Source organism: Ruegeria denitrificans (assembly GCF_001458295.1).
Taxonomy (GTDB): Bacteria; Pseudomonadota; Alphaproteobacteria; order Rhodobacterales; family Rhodobacteraceae; genus Ruegeria; species Ruegeria denitrificans.
The window spans coordinates 91,057-105,136 of record NZ_CYUD01000011.1; the positions used below are offsets into that span (position 1 = coordinate 91,057).

A 14,080-nucleotide genomic window follows, 5' to 3' on the forward strand; every position below is an offset into this window, starting at 1 on the left:
CAGTACACTCCCTCAATATACGGGAGGGGCAATGACCCAGATGGCCACGGCTGGCTCATCATAGGGGTTGGCCCATTGATAGGGTTCATGCCTGATACGGAAACTGTCGCCCGGTCCCACCGTGAACTGGCTGGGCCCGATGGTCAGGTCTAGCCGCCCCGAAATCATGTAACCGACCTCTTGCGTTGGCCGATTGGCTGGCTTCTGCATTCTGGAGCGGGGCTCGAACGTTGAATGCACCATCTCGAAATCATCGGTCAGATCAGGCGACAGCAGCTCTTCGATCAACCCCTCTTCGCCTGATCCCATCGGACGTCGCGATCCGGCCCGAACCACATAGCCCTGCTCGGCCACTGGCACCGAAGAATGCGCAAACAGCATCGACATCGGCACGCCCAGACATTCAGCAATCTGGCGCAGGTCCGAGATCGAAGGGTCCGACCTGTCACGCTCAACCTGGCTGAGCCATCCGACGGACCGGTTCAGCTGTGCCGCGATCTCTGTCAACGTCAGCCCGCGCGCCTTGCGCAGAGCACGAATATCCGCACCAAGTGTCGCGCTGTGGGGGGCTTGTGTGTTCACCGGGCCGCTCCGAATCTTGTGAAAATTTCCTCTCCTTTTTCACGATGACCGAAAATCATGAAATTACCAAGCCATTTTTCATTTCACCCGTTCACTTTGCTTGATATGCCTTGGGCATGTGGATTGCAGTGATCTATCTTTGGGGGATCAACACCCTGACTCTATTGGCGTTTGGCTGGGACAAGGCCCGCGCACGACGGCGCAAAAGCAGGGTGTCGGAACGCCGCCTATTATGGCTGGCCGTGCTTGGTGGCAGTCCTGGCGCCGTTCTGGGGCGCTGGATGTTCCGGCACAAGACACGCAAGCGCGGGTTCTCGGTCTGGCTGTTCGCGATAGCCGGAGTTCAAATGATTCTAATATTCTTGGTAATGACAGAAGCCTCGGAGAAACTACTGTAAAATTATTATATTCACCTAAAACAATATCTAACCATATCGCCAACTGTCTGTTACAAGTAGGTGTCTCTGTGCGCAGAGATTTCTATTTTGTATGCAAAGGGTTGGACGAATATGGAAAATGGGATCGGTTTCTTCGATATAGTCTGGTCAATCTTCTGGTTATTCCTGATGGTTGCCTGGTTCTGGGTGATGATTTCGGTTGTTGCCGATGTCTTTCGCTCAAAGGACCTGAGTGGGGGTGGCAAAGCGTTGTGGATCGCCTTTGTAATCCTGATCCCCTGGTTGGGCGTGCTGTGCTATCTCATTGTGCGCGGGGACAAAATGCACCAGCACAGTGTTGAGACCATGAATCAGATAGAAGAGGCCCAGAAGGATTATATCCGCTCGGTCGCGAGCGTGTCCTCTGCAGATGAAATTGAACGGCTTGCGGCGCTTAAGGGAAAAGGCCACCTGACGGATGAGGAATTCGCCGCGCAAAAAGCCAAGATCCTCGCGGGCTGACCGATCGCGACCCTTTTGAAATTTGAACCAGCCGGGGTGCGCCCCGGCTGTCTTCATTTTGCAAAGACGTCAGCCAGAATTGCACCAAGCGATGATGCGTCCTGATCGGTGAACGCGTCCGGCTGGTCACTGTCGATGTCAAACACCGCAATCACTTCGCCAGATGCGTCCCGCACTGGTAGCACCAATTCTGATCGGGTAGACGAGGCGCAGGCGATGTGACCCGGAAACGCCTCGACATCCGGGACAAGCTGCACCTCGCCTGTCCGCGCGGCAGCACCGCAGACACCCCGGTCAAAGGGGATCACCAGACAGCCGTGACCGCCCTGATAAGGACCGATTTTCAACAGACCGGGCTGGGTCACACGGTAAAACCCGGTCCAGTCGAACCGATCATCGGCGTGATGCACCTCGCAGGCAATCGTCGCCATCAAGGCGACCTGATCCGTTTCACCCTCAGTCAGGGCGGCGATGGTCTTGGCAAGCGTGTCGTAATCGGCGGTCATGGTCGTGCTCATTGGCAGGGATTTAGTTGGCACTATTCGGAAAAAGCCTAAGCGTCAAACGCGTTCAATTGCGATGGCGGTGCCCTCGCCGCCGCCGATGCAGATGGCGGCCACCCCGCGTTTGAGGTTCCGCTTTTCCAGCGCATTGAGCAGAGTGACCATGATCCGCGCCCCTGACGCGCCGATCGGATGCCCCAATGCGCAGGCACCGCCGTTCACATTCACCTTGTCGCGCGGCAAGCCCATTTCGTGCATAAACGCCATGGGTACGACGGCAAAGGCCTCGTTCACCTCCCACAGGTCGACGTCATCTTTGGACCAGCCGATGTTCGACAGTAGCCTCTGCGCTGCCGGGACCGGCGCGGTCGTGAACAGGCCCGGAGCCTGCGCGTGGCTGGCATGGCCAACGATCCGCGCACGCACGGTCAAACCCTGCGCTTCGGCTGCGTCGGCCGAAGCCAGCAGCAATGCGGCTGCCCCGTCAGAAATGGACGATGAATTGGCCGCCGTGACCGTGCCCTCTTTACGAAAAGCAGGTTTCAGGGTTGGGATTTTGTCTGGCCGCGCGGATTGCGGCTGTTCATCCTGGGCAAAAGTGACTTCGCCCTTGCGGGTTTTGGTTGTGACCGGTGTGATCTCATCCGCAAAAGCCCCGCTTGCCTCTGCAGACAGGGCGTTCGAGAGGGATTGCAGCGCATATTCGTCCTGCGCCTCGCGGGTAAATTGATAGGCTTCGGCACAATCTTCGGCAAAGGTGCCCATCAGGCGTCCTTTGTCATAGGCGTCTTCGAGCCCATCCAGAAACATGTGATCGACCACCTGACCATGCCCGATGCGTGCGCCGCCACGCATTTTCGGCAGCAGATACGGGGCGTTGGTCATACTTTCCATGCCGCCCGCGATCATCGTATCCGCGTGACCCAGTGCAATTTGGTCAAAAGCCATCATCGCGGCCTTCATGCCCGACCCGCACATCTTGTTCAGGGTTGTTGCAGGCACCTCTTCACCCAGCCCTGCCGCGAACCCGGCCTGTCGCGCCGGTGCCTGGCCTTGCCCTGCGGGCAGAACGCAGCCCATCAGGACTTCGTCCACGGTTTCAACGCCTGCACCCTGCATCGCAGCGCGAATGGCAGACCCGCCCAATTCAGCGGCTGCAATGCCGTCGAACATACCCTGAAATCCACCCATGGGCGTCCGCGCCGCGCCCGCGATAACAACCTGTTTCATCGCGATGATCCTCCTTTTTCACCTTCGATGGATACCGAATGGTAAGATTTGTCGTCTAGCGTATTTCTACCAATGAATTTCATATTAGAGGACCGTCGCGCATGGCTTTGACCAGCTCAACGACCGACGCAACCCAGATTATCAAGGTGCATTCCGACCGGATAGATGCAGCTATGGCCATCCAGTTCAAGGAAGACATGCGCAATCAGGCCGAAGGCGGCGCTACGCGCGTGGTGCTGGATCTGACCAGCGTTGAATTTATCGATTCAAGCGGGCTGGGCGCCATCGTCGCAGCGATGAAACAGCTTGGAAATGACCGCAGGCTGGATCTTGCAGGACTGCACCCCTTTGTTGAAAAGGTGTTCCGGCTGACCCGCATGGACACTGTGTTCAAACTGTACCCGACGCTGGATGATGCCCTGTCGGCCACCGCAGACTGACCCTTTTGACCATCTGAATAGGCGCGATGCCCATGCATAACGGCAAGTGTTTAGATCTGAGCTTCGCAGCAACCGAGTCTGAGGCCAGCGCCGGTATCGCGCAGCTCAGTCAAAGGCTGTCGGCGCAGGGGCTTCCGACGCACAAGGCGGGCGATGTGAAAATTGCGCTAGCCGAAGCAATCAACAATGTGATTGAACACGCCTACGCCGACATTACCCCGGCTAAAGTGAAGGTCAGATGCCGTCTGCATCAGAACTGGCTTGAGATTCTGATCTCGGACACAGGCAACCCGCTGCCTGGGTTTCGCGTACCCGATGGTATCCCGGCATCGTTGGGCTCGACGATCGACGAATTACCCGAGGGTGGGTTCGGTTGGTTTCTGATTCATGAACTGACCAGCGATATCCGCTATGAACGCAGCAATGGATGCAATCGGCTGTCATTGCGCTTTGACTTTCCTAAACCTTCCTAGTGGCCAAAAATCGTCACAATAAGGCCCAGATCGAACCATTGTAGCGCCGCAAACACAGGGCAAAACAGTATCTGTAGCTCAGATAGCTTCCCTCGGCGCCGAGTATCACAGCCCCCACCCAGTGAACGGCGCCGAGGAACTTCCCACGGATTTGACTAGACAACCCCGGACCGCGCGATACCTTCGGCGCGTTCTATCGGGGAAAAATGTCATGCGGAATTTTCACACACCGGGCCGATCCGAAGTTCTGGCGACTGAAGGGATGTGCGCCACGTCGCACCCGCTGGCTGCGAAGGTGGCCGTGGACATTCTTGCCCAAGGTGGTAACGCCATGGATGCCGCGATCGCCGGGGCGGTTCTGTTGGGTATTTGCGAACCTCAGATGACTGGGCTGGGCGGCGATTGTTTTGTACTGTACAACCGCGCGGGCGAGGATCAGGTACGCGCCCTGAACGGATCAGGTCGTGCGCCAGCAGCAGCCGATGCGGAAAAACTGCGAGCACAAGGGCTGACGACGGTGCCCTTGAACACGGCGGACGCTGTAACCGTCCCCGGCGCGATCGATGCCTTCTGTCACTTGGCAGAAACCGAAGGCAAGCTCGGGTTAGATGCGATTTTGCACCCTACTATTCACTATGCTGAATCCGGCGTTCCGGTTGCCCCAAGGGTGGCGCTTGACTGGAAAATCGGAGCGGCCACTTTGCAGGGGTCCGCGCGGACGCAATACCTGATCAATGACACCGCACCCGAAGTTGGGCAGATCTTCCGTTCCCCCGGTCAGGCCGAGGTTCTGCGCCAGATTGCCCGCAACGGCCGAGACGCGTTTTATTCCGGCGACATTGCCGACGACATGATTGCCGCACTTACCCAACTGGGCGGCACCCACACTGCCGAGGATTTTCTGGCCACCGCCTGCACCGAAACCCAGCCTGTCATCGGCAACTACAACGGGCTGGAACTGGTCGAGCATCCGCCGAACGGTCAGGGTGCCACGGCCATCTTGCTTCTGAATATCCTCAAGAACTTTGATCTTGCCAGCATGGACCCGTTCGGTGCGGAGCGACTGCATCTTGAAGCCGAGGCCTCGAAACTTGCCTATGACGCCCGAAACCGTTTCATTGCCGATCCCGACCATACGACTCATACGGATCGGTTCACGGATCAGGATGTGGCCGACAGGCTGGCCGCGCTTATTGATCCCAAACGCGCCATGCCTGCGGCGGCCCCGCTGACCGAAGCCATCCACAAGGATACCGTCTATATCACCGTGGTGGATCGGGACAGGATGGCGGTGTCGCTGATCTACTCCATCTTTCACAGTTTCGGCTCGGGGATTGCGTCCGAGAAATACGGCATCCTGTTACAGAACCGAGGCGCAGGCTTTACCCTGCAATCAGGTCACCCGAATGAACTGGGTGGCGGCAAACGCCCCATGCACACGATCATTCCCGGGCTCTTGAAGCAGAACGGCCGTGTGCTGATGCCATTCGGCGTGATGGGCGGCGCGTATCAACCGACCGGCCACGCCAGATTTGTATCAAACCTGATCGACCATAAGCTGGGTCTTCAAGCCAATATCGACGCCCCACGTGCCTTTGCTGACAATGGCATATTGAAACTGGAGCGCGGAATTTCGCCCAGCACCACCCAACAATTGTGTGATTTTGGGCATATTGTCGAACGTCCAGAAACCCCACTGGGTGGTGCCCAAGCCATTCGAATCTATGAAGATGGCATTTTGCAGGGTGCAAGTGACCCGCGAAAAGACGGAATCGCCCTTGGATATTGACGACAGGTGTCTGCCCTAGGGAACTTAGTTCAGATGGAAGTGAAGCGGATAAGCACCGTCTTCAAACGGGCCGAACATGTCGGGGATGTCGGGGTGTTCAACCGGTTCACCCGACTGGTCAGCAATCAGGTTTTGTTCAGAAACATAAGCAACATAGAAGGATTGGTCGTTTTCTGCCAACAGATGATAAAACGGCTGATCCTTGATGGGGCGGCTGTCCTCTGGAATGGCCTGATACCATTCTTCTGTGTTCGAAAACTCGGGGTCCACGTCGAAAATCACCCCTCGGAAGGGATGTTTTTTATGTCGGACAACTTGTCCCAGGCCGTACTTGGCGTTTGTCTTAAGCATTGTCTATGCCCCCATTGAACTTACTACCTCTTTCCGGGCCAAAATGCCAATCATTGATCCAAAAATAAGGGAAACAGTCTGTGAACCTCTTGCTGACAGTGTTCGAAATCGTGGCGCCGGTTTTTATTCTGGCAGGGATTGGTTTCACCTGGGTCAAGCTTGGATTCGAGTATCGACTGCAGTTCGTCACCCGCTTTGCCATGACCCTTGCTGTGCCCAGCCTGATCTTTGTGGCTCTGATGCAAACCGACATTCCGGGCGGCGATCTTTCCCGTTTCACCGTCGCATCGGTTTTTGCCCATCTGGCAATTGCAGCTGTGTTCTGGCTGATCGTGCGTGGGCTGAAACTTGAACAGCGCACCTATCTTTCGCCACTGATTTTCGGAAATACCGGCAACCTGGGCCTGCCCTTATGTATTTTCGCCTTTGGGCAAGCAGGGCTAGGCTATGCGGTGATTTTCCTGTCGGTTACGGCGTTGTTTTCGTTCACTTATGGTATCTACCTGGTGGCGGGAAAAGGTGCTTTCGGCAAAGTCGTGCGCGAGCCGATGGTCTGGGCCACCTTACTGGGCGCATTGTTTTTGTGGCGTGGGTGGCAAACGCCCCTGTTTCTGACCAACACTTTGGAATTGCTGGGACAGATGGCCGTACCCTTGATGCTGATAACCGTGGGCGTGGCAGTGGCACGTCTGACAACGCATCGACTAAGCCAGGCGGTCTGGTTGTCGCTTCTGAAGCTAGGTGTCTGTTTCGCACTGGGTTGGGTTGTAGCGCTTGTTTTCAAACTGGAATCCGTGGCTTTTGGCGTTTTGGTCCTTCAGATGTGCACCCCGGTGGCGGTGACCTCGTACCTGCTGGCCGAGCGGTTCAAGGCCGATGCGGACGCGGTTGCTGGGATGGTCATGGTCTCAACGGCCCTGTCAGTGGGCGCGTTACCATTAATTCTAGCTATTGTTCTGTAGCGATTGTGATTTCCTAAACGCTCAATCTGCGCTAGAATAAAGAAAAAAGGCACGAGGCACATGAGCAGAATTCTTATCGTACTCTTCGGGGTGCTGCTTCTGGCATCCTGCGGGGGTGGCTCCAAACAGCCCCCCAGCAAACTGAATGACGCGTGCAGCATTGCGCGCGAACGGCCTGACTATATGAAGGCCTTCAAAAGCACTGAGCGGAAATGGGGCGTCCCAGTTCACGTTCAAATGGCGACGATCTATCAGGAAAGCCGCTATAAACACGACGCGCGCACACCGCATAATTACGTTCTGGGTGTAATCCCGATGGGCCGCCAAAGCAGCGCCTATGGATTCAGCCAGGCGCTGGATGGTACTTGGGATGAATATCAGAAAGAAACCGGCAAGCGGCGAGCCAAGCGGGATCGTATCCGTGATGCGTCGGATTTCATCGGCTGGTATATGAACAAAAGCTACCAGCGGAACGGTATTCACCCCTCCGACACCCGCAACCAGTACTTAGCTTATCACGAGGGCCACACCGGTTACGCCCGGGGCAGCCATTATAGCAAAACCTGGTTGCTGAATGTCGCCAATGACGTGGACGCGCGCGCCAAACTATATCAGGCGCAGCTGTCAGGGTGCCGCTTCTGATCTGAACGCGGGTCAGCGATTGCCTGACCCGCTTCTTTTCGCCTTGGTAAACAGGTCTCGGCTCAGATTGCTATCTATGTCCAGCTGACCCAGCAGAACGGTTGTCTGACTGCCCGCATTGTCATGGATCACCCATTTGCGCAGCTCGACCGGGTTGTCAGTAAACATCAACTCAATCCGACCGGACTCGGGGTTTTTCGGATCCTGAGCGGTGACAACGGTGGCCGTACCGTCGAAGTCATGGGCCACAACCATATTCGCCTGCCCCAGATTCACGTTGCGCGCCAACACCAGTGACAGCGGCGTTCGCTTCAGCGGGTATTGCTCGGGTGGCTGGTTCGACTTCGGGTCAAAGATTTGCACCGTGCCCGTATTGGCCAGAACAACAGCGCTGTTTGGCGGGTCATATTCAAACCGCATCTTACCCGGTCGCTGCATCCATAACTTGCCGGTGCTTAACGAGCCATCGTCATTGACCTGAGTGAAGGTCGTTTCAACAGTTTTCAGACCGTTGAGGTAATTGGATATCTGCGACAATGGCAGTTTGTCGGCGGCCCAGGCAGCAGGTGCGGCCAGAGTCAAAGCAAGGGCAAAAGCAATCTGTTTCATAAGACCCAGATAAGCTTTCTGCCCTTGTTATTAAATATCCTATTGCTCGGGGACGAGGATTTCCCGCTTACCGACGTGATTTGCCGAAGAAACAACGCCTTCGTCTTCCATTTGCTCAACAAGTCGCGCAGCCTTGTTATAGCCAATGGCAAGTTTCCGCTGGATGTAAGAGGTCGAACATTTGCGATCCTTGATCACAATCGCCACGGCCTGATCATACAATGCATCTTCGCCGTTGGTGTTGCCACCGGTGTTCAGGCCCAGAACCGCGTCGATGTTGTCGGCCTTGTCTTCGGACGGGCCGTCCAGCACGGTGCTCACGTAATCCGGCGGACCGAACTGTTTCAGGTGGTTGACGATTTCCTCAACCTCTTCGTCCGAGACAAACGGCCCGTGGCAACGGGTGATCTTGGCGCCACCAGCCATATAAAGCATATCGCCCTGCCCCAGAAGTTGCTCAGCACCCATTTCACCCAGAATGGTGCGACTGTCGACTTTCGATGTCACCTGGAACGAAATCCGGGTCGGGAAGTTCGCCTTGATCGTGCCGGTGATCACATCAACCGACGGGCGCTGCGTGGCCATGATCAGGTGAATACCCGAGGCCCGCGCCATCTGCGCTAGACGCTGGATGCAGGCTTCGATCTCTTTGCCCGCGACCATCATCAGGTCGGCCATCTCATCGACGATGACGACGATATAGGGCATCGCCTCGGGCGCGAATTCCTCGGTCTCGAACATCGGTTCGCCGGTTTCTTCATCGAATCCAGTCTGGACTGTGCGGCTGAACAGCTCACCCTTGGCCAACGCGTCCTTCACACGTCCGTTGTAGCCGGCGATGTTCCGAACGCCCATCTTGGACATCTTGCGATAGCGATCCTCCATCTCGCCCACGACCCATTTCAAGGCAACAACCGCCTTTTTCGGGTCGGTCACAACAGGTGACAGCAGATGGGGAATGCCGTCATAGACTGACAGTTCCAGCATCTTGGGGTCGATCATGATCAAGCGGCATTCGTCTGGCGTCAGCTTGTACAGCAATGACAGGATCATCGTGTTGATCGCCACCGATTTACCGGAACCCGTGGTCCCCGCGATCAGCAGGTGGGGCATCTTGGCCAGGTTCGCCACAACGGACTCACCGCCGATATCCTTACCCAACGCCAGAGGCAGCGCATGATTGCCATCGCCGAAATCGCGGCTGGCGAGGATTTCACGCAGCACTACCATCTCGCGGTTTTCATTCGGCAATTCGATCCCGATCACCGAACGCCCCGGCAAGGTCGAAACCCGCGCCGACAGGGCCGACATCGAGCGTGCGATGTCATCGGCCAGACCGATCACACGGCTGGCTTTCAGGCCCGGAGCAGGTTCCAGTTCGTACATGGTGACAACGGGGCCAGGGCGGACACTGGTGATCTCACCTTTGACGCCATAATCATCCAGCACGTTTTCCAGCATCCGCGCGTTTTCCTCCAACGCCTCATCGCTGAGGTGATGGCGCTGAATGCTGGCCGGGTTGGACAGCAGATTCAACGGCGGCAATTCGAAATCAGAGTGGCGTTCCTCGAAGGACAGGGTCGGCTGCGCCTCGGCCTGCGCCCGGCGCGAAGGCGGCGGGGTGCGGCGCACGGGCTGTGCCACCACCGGTTTGCGCGGCTCGGCCACCGGGATTTTCATCGCGGGGCGTTGCTGCGGCACGGGTTCAGGCTGGGGCGCATCCTCGAACACGGCTTCGTCTTCAAAATCCGCCTCAGGTGCAAAATCCTGATGCAACGGTTCTTGCTGCCATTCCGACGCAGGTTCCGCCGTCAGCATCGGTTCCGGCGGCAGACCGGCCGAGGTCATTGGCGGCTCGGGCGGCAGTTCCTCAGAACCTCCGGAAGTCAGGATCAGCGGATCCGGCCCCCGGCCACGTCCTTTGGTCAGCGGCAGGTTTGGATCGGGCTCGGGCGTCATCTCTCCGGCGGCGACCTTGCGATTGCGCACGGCAGCAGAGATTTTGGACCGGATGCGATCCTCTCCCGGCATTTCATCAAACCCTGCAACGGGTTCGGGTTCGACCAGCTCGGGTTCAAGCATCGGTTCGGGACGGCGGATCAGGCTTGGCATCCGCGCCAGCAGCCCCGGCTTGGCGGGCTCAGGTTCATTGTATTCAGGCTCTTCGAACACCGGATCGGCATAGGCCAGATCATCGTCAAACACGGCTTCGGCAGCCTCAGCACGAGCGGCCTTGCGGTCCTCCCATTGCGCGCGGCGGTCGCGAGCGGCCTGCGCAGTAGCGGTGGCGCCGCGGCCCAGCATGTTCATCAGCATGTCGTACGCCATCACCAAACCCAGCAAGAAGGCACGGAAGCCTTTGCGTACATCCGCCTTGGTTAAGCCCAGCACAAAGACACCCAGCGCCAGCATCCCTGCAGCCATGGCCAGTGACATCAGCTTGACCATGAAATGCGAGGAAATCGGCAGCAGCGTCAAAAGCGCACCCATCACAGTATCGCCAAACAGGCCACCCAGACCAAAGCTGTGGGTTGCGCGCCAGGCTTCCCCCGGCACCAGCGTCGCCGCGTAAACCGAGACAATGGCAATCCAGATCGGCGCAAAGATCAGGCGGCCAATGGCGCGTTCCTCGCCGAAATGCCCGGCAAAGCGGACACCCCAGCCGATCAACACCAGCGCGATGCTCCAACTGCCCCAGCCTACGATCATGAACAACGGTGCGGCGATCGAGGCCCCGATCCGCCCCATCCAGTTCTGTACCGGGGCGTCGGTGGACACCATCCAGTTCGGATCATCCGGCGTGTAGGACCAGATCATCGCAGCGGCGGCCAGTCCCAGCAGGATCAAGGCGATCCCGATCAGCTCTTTGCTGCGCCGCTCAATCGCGGCCTGAGTCCTGCTATCCAGCAATGGATCGCGGTTGCGCGCGTTATATGATGCCATTTTGCCCTCGTACCTCACGAATAGATGCAGTCGCGGAGCGTGATCAGCCCCTGCCGCAACTCTGTTTTTGGGGCCACCATAGCGACCCGGATAAATTGCTCGCCCGGGTTTTGCCCCGGATCACCTTGAGAAAGATATGCGCCCGGCAGCACCCGTACCCCGGTCTGCTGCCATAGCTTTAATGCGGTTTCTTCGCCGTTTTCGACCGGTAGCCACAGGAAAAACCCGGCCTCAGGCGGCATATAGCCCTGAACATTGGCGAATACCTCATCGGCAATGGCGTATTTTTCCTGATACAGCGCGCGATTCTCGGCGACATGCGCCTCATCCGCCCAAACCCGTGCGGCGGCGGCCTGCAGCGGGGCGGGCAAAGGCGCGCCCGCATAGCTGCGCAACTGCTTGACCCGCTTGATCGTCTCGGGCCCGCCCGCAATCAGGCCGGACCGCAGCCCAGCCAGATTCGACCGTTTCGACAGCGAGTTGAACAGCGTGACCCGTTCAGGATCGACCCCAAGCTCCTGCGCTACGGTCAAGGCCCCGGCAGGGGCATCATTGCGGTAAATCTCAGAATAGCACTCATCCGCGAAGATGCGGAAATCGTATTTCTCGGCCAGTTGGATCAGCTCGGCCCAGTAATCGCGCGAGGCAACGGCCCCCTGCGGATTGGCGGGCGAGCAAATATAGGCCACGGCGGTGCGATTCAACACGTCCTCGGGCAACCCGGCGTAATCGGGCAGATGACCCGTTGCGGCAGTTGCAGGCACAAAAACTGGCTCGGCCCCAACAGAAATCGAGGCAACCATATAGACCTGATAAAACGGGTTCGGGCACAGGACGACCGGTCTTTGGCCGTTCTTCTGTTCCGGGCACAGCGCCATGGCAGCGTTATACAACCCCTCACGCGTGCCGTTCAGGGCCATCACGTTGGTTTCGGGGTCCATCACCACGCCATAGCGGCGCTTGATCCAATCGGTGATCGCGCCGCGCAACTCTGGCGAGCCTTCATTCGGCGGGTACCCCTGAAACCCCGCTGCATTTTCCATGATCACATCTGTCACCCAGGCCGGGAAGTCATGCATCGGCGCGCCGATGGTCATGTGAATCACGTCTCCACCCGGCTGATGGTGATCCAACAGGGTGCGCAAACGCGGAAATGCGTATTCCGGTAGGTTCGAAAACCGCTCGGGGAAATTCATAACTGCTGCCTCAATATCGGGATCATTTTCGCCCCGCTTTTTTGGCAGATTACAGACCGCACCCAGCTTCGTCCAGACAAAGAGGTGCCGAATCAGGGGATTGTGGCATTCAGGCCAACGCAGCCTCGGCTGCCGATCCAAGCCGCAAAAGTGCCTCTTCCGAGCCCGGGTAACCCATCATCATCAAACCACATCCCGGCGTGCCGGTGGGCAGGGTCAGGGCCGCCAACCCCATGAGGTTGCCAATCCGTGTATTGCGCAGCGCCAGCAGGTTTTCGGTGACATAATACTCGTGATCGTTCATCAATCGATCCAGATTCGGCGGCAGAATGGGGGCTGTCGGGGCCAGAACAGCATCAAAACCGGACGTCGCCGCATCCCAGGCGGCACGGCAGGCTTTCAGTTTGGACCACGCGGCGATGTAATCGGGACCCGAGTTATTCTTGCCCGAGCGGAACCGTTCCAGAATCTCGGGATACATGGCGTCGGGGTTGGCCTCGATCACGTCACGCCACAAGCCGTAGGCTTCGGTGGTATAGAGAAGGCCCGACAGACCCATCGCCTCGTTCAGTTCGGACACTTCAAGGGGAACGATTTCCGCACCCGCATCGCGCAACCGGTCGACAGCGTCTTCAAAAGCTTGGCGCGGCGCATCCCGCAAGTCATCCTTGGCCACATTTTGCAGATCGGCAAAGCGACGGCCTTTCAGGCTGGCCCCTCGCAGGTCTGCCGGGGTGCCGCCTTCCAACAGGGCCAGCATATGCGCAGCATCCTCAACGGATCGAGTCAACGGACCGGCGGTATCGAATCGCAGACATAATGGCACGACCCCTTCGAGACTGATCCGCCCGGAAGTGGTTTTCAGCCCGACCAGATTGTTCCAGGCCGCAGGGATACGCACCGATCCGCCCGTATCCGAACCCATCCCGCCAGCAGCCAATCCCCAGGCCACTGACGCCCCGGCGCCCGACGAAGACCCGCCCGGCACAGCATCTTCATCGTCGACGCAGGGTGGTGTGCCGGTGATCGGATTCAGACCAAGGCCGGAAAAGGCCAACTCGCTCATATGGGTTTTGCCCAGACAGACTGATCCCAATGCGGTGGCGTTGCGCACCACAACCGCGTCACTTTCGGGCACCCGGCCTTTCAGTAGGGCAGACCCGGCCTCGGTTCCAATACCGGCGGTATCGAACAGGTCTTTCCAGCTAATCGGAACCCCGTCTAACAACGACAGGCGCTGCCCGAGCTTGGCGCGGGTTTGCGCCGCTGCGGCCTCAGACCGGGCGCGGTCATGGGTGACACGGGCATAGATTCGGTCGCTGTGGGGATGTTCGTCGATGGCCGACAGGTAGGTTTCGGTCAATTCCACCGGGTCAATCCGCCCCATACCGATGCCCCGACCCAGATCACACGCCGTCATGGTCAGCCAATCCTGCATCCCTGCCCCCTTGAAAAAATTAC

Annotated in this window: 15 protein-coding genes; 7 read left to right on the forward strand and 8 right to left on the reverse strand. The window is 58.0% G+C overall.

Annotated elements, in window-relative coordinates:
• Nucleotides 1–12: 12 nt before the first annotated feature.
• On the reverse strand, nucleotides 13–582 hold the full coding sequence (locus RUE5091_RS16765) for a helix-turn-helix domain-containing protein (RefSeq protein WP_058283091.1): 570 nt from the start codon (nucleotides 580–582) through the stop codon (nucleotides 13–15).
• Nucleotides 583–710: 128 nt separating this feature from the next.
• Here RUE5091_RS16765 and RUE5091_RS16770 point away from each other — a divergent pair, with 128 nt between their 5' ends.
• Nucleotides 711–980: a DUF1294 domain-containing protein gene (locus tag RUE5091_RS16770; RefSeq protein WP_243470808.1), complete on the forward strand. Its 270-nt coding sequence runs from the start codon at nucleotides 711–713 to the stop codon at nucleotides 978–980.
• A 111-nt stretch (nucleotides 981–1,091) separates the two neighbouring features.
• The gene (locus tag RUE5091_RS16775) at nucleotides 1,092–1,481 is read left to right on the forward strand and encodes an SHOCT domain-containing protein (RefSeq protein WP_058283093.1); all 390 of its coding nucleotides are present in this window, start codon (nucleotides 1,092–1,094) and stop codon (nucleotides 1,479–1,481) included.
• 53 nt (nucleotides 1,482–1,534) lie between these two features.
• Here RUE5091_RS16775 and msrC read toward each other — a convergent pair whose 3' ends face one another.
• Together msrC and RUE5091_RS16785 are read right to left on the reverse strand one after the other, a co-directional pair.
• On the reverse strand, nucleotides 1,535–1,987 hold the full coding sequence (gene msrC / locus RUE5091_RS16780; protein ID WP_058283154.1) for a free L-methionine (R)-S-oxide reductase MsrC: 453 nt from the start codon (nucleotides 1,985–1,987) through the stop codon (nucleotides 1,535–1,537).
• A 54-nt stretch (nucleotides 1,988–2,041) separates the two neighbouring features.
• The gene (locus RUE5091_RS16785) at nucleotides 2,042–3,214 is read right to left on the reverse strand and encodes an acetyl-CoA C-acyltransferase (protein WP_058283094.1); all 1,173 of its coding nucleotides are present in this window, start codon (nucleotides 3,212–3,214) and stop codon (nucleotides 2,042–2,044) included.
• A gap of 101 nt (nucleotides 3,215–3,315) precedes the next feature.
• Here RUE5091_RS16785 and RUE5091_RS16790 point away from each other — a divergent pair, with 101 nt between their 5' ends.
• The 3 genes from RUE5091_RS16790 to RUE5091_RS16800 all read left to right on the forward strand — a co-directional run bounded on the left by RUE5091_RS16790 (nucleotide 3,316) and on the right by RUE5091_RS16800 (nucleotide 5,916).
• Complete coding sequence (locus RUE5091_RS16790; RefSeq protein ID WP_058283095.1) at nucleotides 3,316–3,654, forward strand: STAS domain-containing protein; 339 nt, start codon at nucleotides 3,316–3,318, stop codon at nucleotides 3,652–3,654.
• A 32-nt stretch (nucleotides 3,655–3,686) separates the two neighbouring features.
• On the forward strand, nucleotides 3,687–4,127 hold the full coding sequence (locus RUE5091_RS16795; RefSeq protein ID WP_058283155.1) for an ATP-binding protein: 441 nt from the start codon (nucleotides 3,687–3,689) through the stop codon (nucleotides 4,125–4,127).
• 211 nt (nucleotides 4,128–4,338) lie between these two features.
• Nucleotides 4,339–5,916 (forward strand): gamma-glutamyltransferase family protein, encoded by a 1,578-nt coding sequence (locus RUE5091_RS16800; RefSeq protein WP_058283096.1) that lies wholly within the window; start codon nucleotides 4,339–4,341, stop codon nucleotides 5,914–5,916.
• A 24-nt stretch (nucleotides 5,917–5,940) separates the two neighbouring features.
• On the opposite strand, the gene hspQ is transcribed toward RUE5091_RS16800, so the two are convergent.
• Complete coding sequence (gene hspQ, locus RUE5091_RS16805; RefSeq protein ID WP_058283097.1) at nucleotides 5,941–6,267, reverse strand: heat shock protein HspQ; 327 nt, start codon at nucleotides 6,265–6,267, stop codon at nucleotides 5,941–5,943.
• Between the two features lie 80 nt (nucleotides 6,268–6,347).
• On the opposite strand from hspQ, the gene RUE5091_RS16810 reads away from it, so the two are divergent.
• Both RUE5091_RS16810 and RUE5091_RS16815 read left to right on the forward strand, forming a co-directional pair.
• On the forward strand, nucleotides 6,348–7,229 hold the full coding sequence (locus tag RUE5091_RS16810; RefSeq protein WP_058283098.1) for an AEC family transporter: 882 nt from the start codon (nucleotides 6,348–6,350) through the stop codon (nucleotides 7,227–7,229).
• 60 nt (nucleotides 7,230–7,289) lie between these two features.
• Nucleotides 7,290–7,871, forward strand: a complete 582-nt coding sequence (locus RUE5091_RS16815) for a transglycosylase SLT domain-containing protein (RefSeq protein ID WP_058283099.1) — start codon at nucleotides 7,290–7,292, stop codon at nucleotides 7,869–7,871.
• A gap of 12 nt (nucleotides 7,872–7,883) precedes the next feature.
• On the opposite strand, the gene RUE5091_RS16820 is transcribed toward RUE5091_RS16815, so the two are convergent.
• From RUE5091_RS16820 to RUE5091_RS16835, 4 genes are all read right to left on the reverse strand, one after another.
• Nucleotides 7,884–8,480 (reverse strand): LolA family protein, encoded by a 597-nt coding sequence (locus tag RUE5091_RS16820; protein WP_058283100.1) that lies wholly within the window; start codon nucleotides 8,478–8,480, stop codon nucleotides 7,884–7,886.
• A gap of 39 nt (nucleotides 8,481–8,519) precedes the next feature.
• Nucleotides 8,520–11,423, reverse strand: a complete 2,904-nt coding sequence (locus tag RUE5091_RS16825) for a DNA translocase FtsK (protein WP_058283101.1) — start codon at nucleotides 11,421–11,423, stop codon at nucleotides 8,520–8,522.
• Between the two features lie 14 nt (nucleotides 11,424–11,437).
• Nucleotides 11,438–12,619, reverse strand: a complete 1,182-nt coding sequence (locus tag RUE5091_RS16830) for an aminotransferase class I/II-fold pyridoxal phosphate-dependent enzyme (protein WP_058283156.1) — start codon at nucleotides 12,617–12,619, stop codon at nucleotides 11,438–11,440.
• A 109-nt stretch (nucleotides 12,620–12,728) separates the two neighbouring features.
• A complete protein-coding gene (locus tag RUE5091_RS16835; protein WP_058283102.1) occupies nucleotides 12,729–14,057 on the reverse strand; it encodes an amidase in 1,329 nt (442 codons plus the stop codon).
• Nucleotides 14,058–14,080: the final 23 nt, after the last annotated feature.

Excerpts from the sequence above, each read along its gene's own strand:
- RUE5091_RS16775 (WP_058283093.1), top strand. The coding sequence starts at position 1,092 with ATGGAAAATGGGATCGGTTTCTTCGATATAGTCTGGTCAATCTTCTGG.
- msrC (WP_058283154.1), bottom strand. The coding sequence starts at position 1,987 with ATGACCGCCGATTACGACACGCTTGCCAAGACCATCGCCGCCCTGACT.
- RUE5091_RS16785 (WP_058283094.1), bottom strand. The coding sequence starts at position 3,214 with ATGAAACAGGTTGTTATCGCGGGCGCGGCGCGGACGCCCATGGGTGGA.
- RUE5091_RS16790 (WP_058283095.1), top strand. The coding sequence starts at position 3,316 with ATGGCTTTGACCAGCTCAACGACCGACGCAACCCAGATTATCAAGGTG.
- RUE5091_RS16795 (WP_058283155.1), top strand. The coding sequence starts at position 3,687 with ATGCATAACGGCAAGTGTTTAGATCTGAGCTTCGCAGCAACCGAGTCT.
- RUE5091_RS16800 (WP_058283096.1), top strand. The coding sequence starts at position 4,339 with ATGCGGAATTTTCACACACCGGGCCGATCCGAAGTTCTGGCGACTGAA.
- hspQ (WP_058283097.1), bottom strand. The coding sequence starts at position 6,267 with ATGCTTAAGACAAACGCCAAGTACGGCCTGGGACAAGTTGTCCGACAT.
- RUE5091_RS16815 (WP_058283099.1), top strand. The coding sequence starts at position 7,290 with ATGAGCAGAATTCTTATCGTACTCTTCGGGGTGCTGCTTCTGGCATCC.
- RUE5091_RS16820 (WP_058283100.1), bottom strand. The coding sequence starts at position 8,480 with ATGAAACAGATTGCTTTTGCCCTTGCTTTGACTCTGGCCGCACCTGCT.
- RUE5091_RS16825 (WP_058283101.1), bottom strand. The coding sequence starts at position 11,423 with ATGGCATCATATAACGCGCGCAACCGCGATCCATTGCTGGATAGCAGG.
- RUE5091_RS16830 (WP_058283156.1), bottom strand. The coding sequence starts at position 12,619 with ATGAATTTCCCCGAGCGGTTTTCGAACCTACCGGAATACGCATTTCCG.
- RUE5091_RS16835 (WP_058283102.1), bottom strand. The coding sequence starts at position 14,057 with ATGCAGGATTGGCTGACCATGACGGCGTGTGATCTGGGTCGGGGCATC.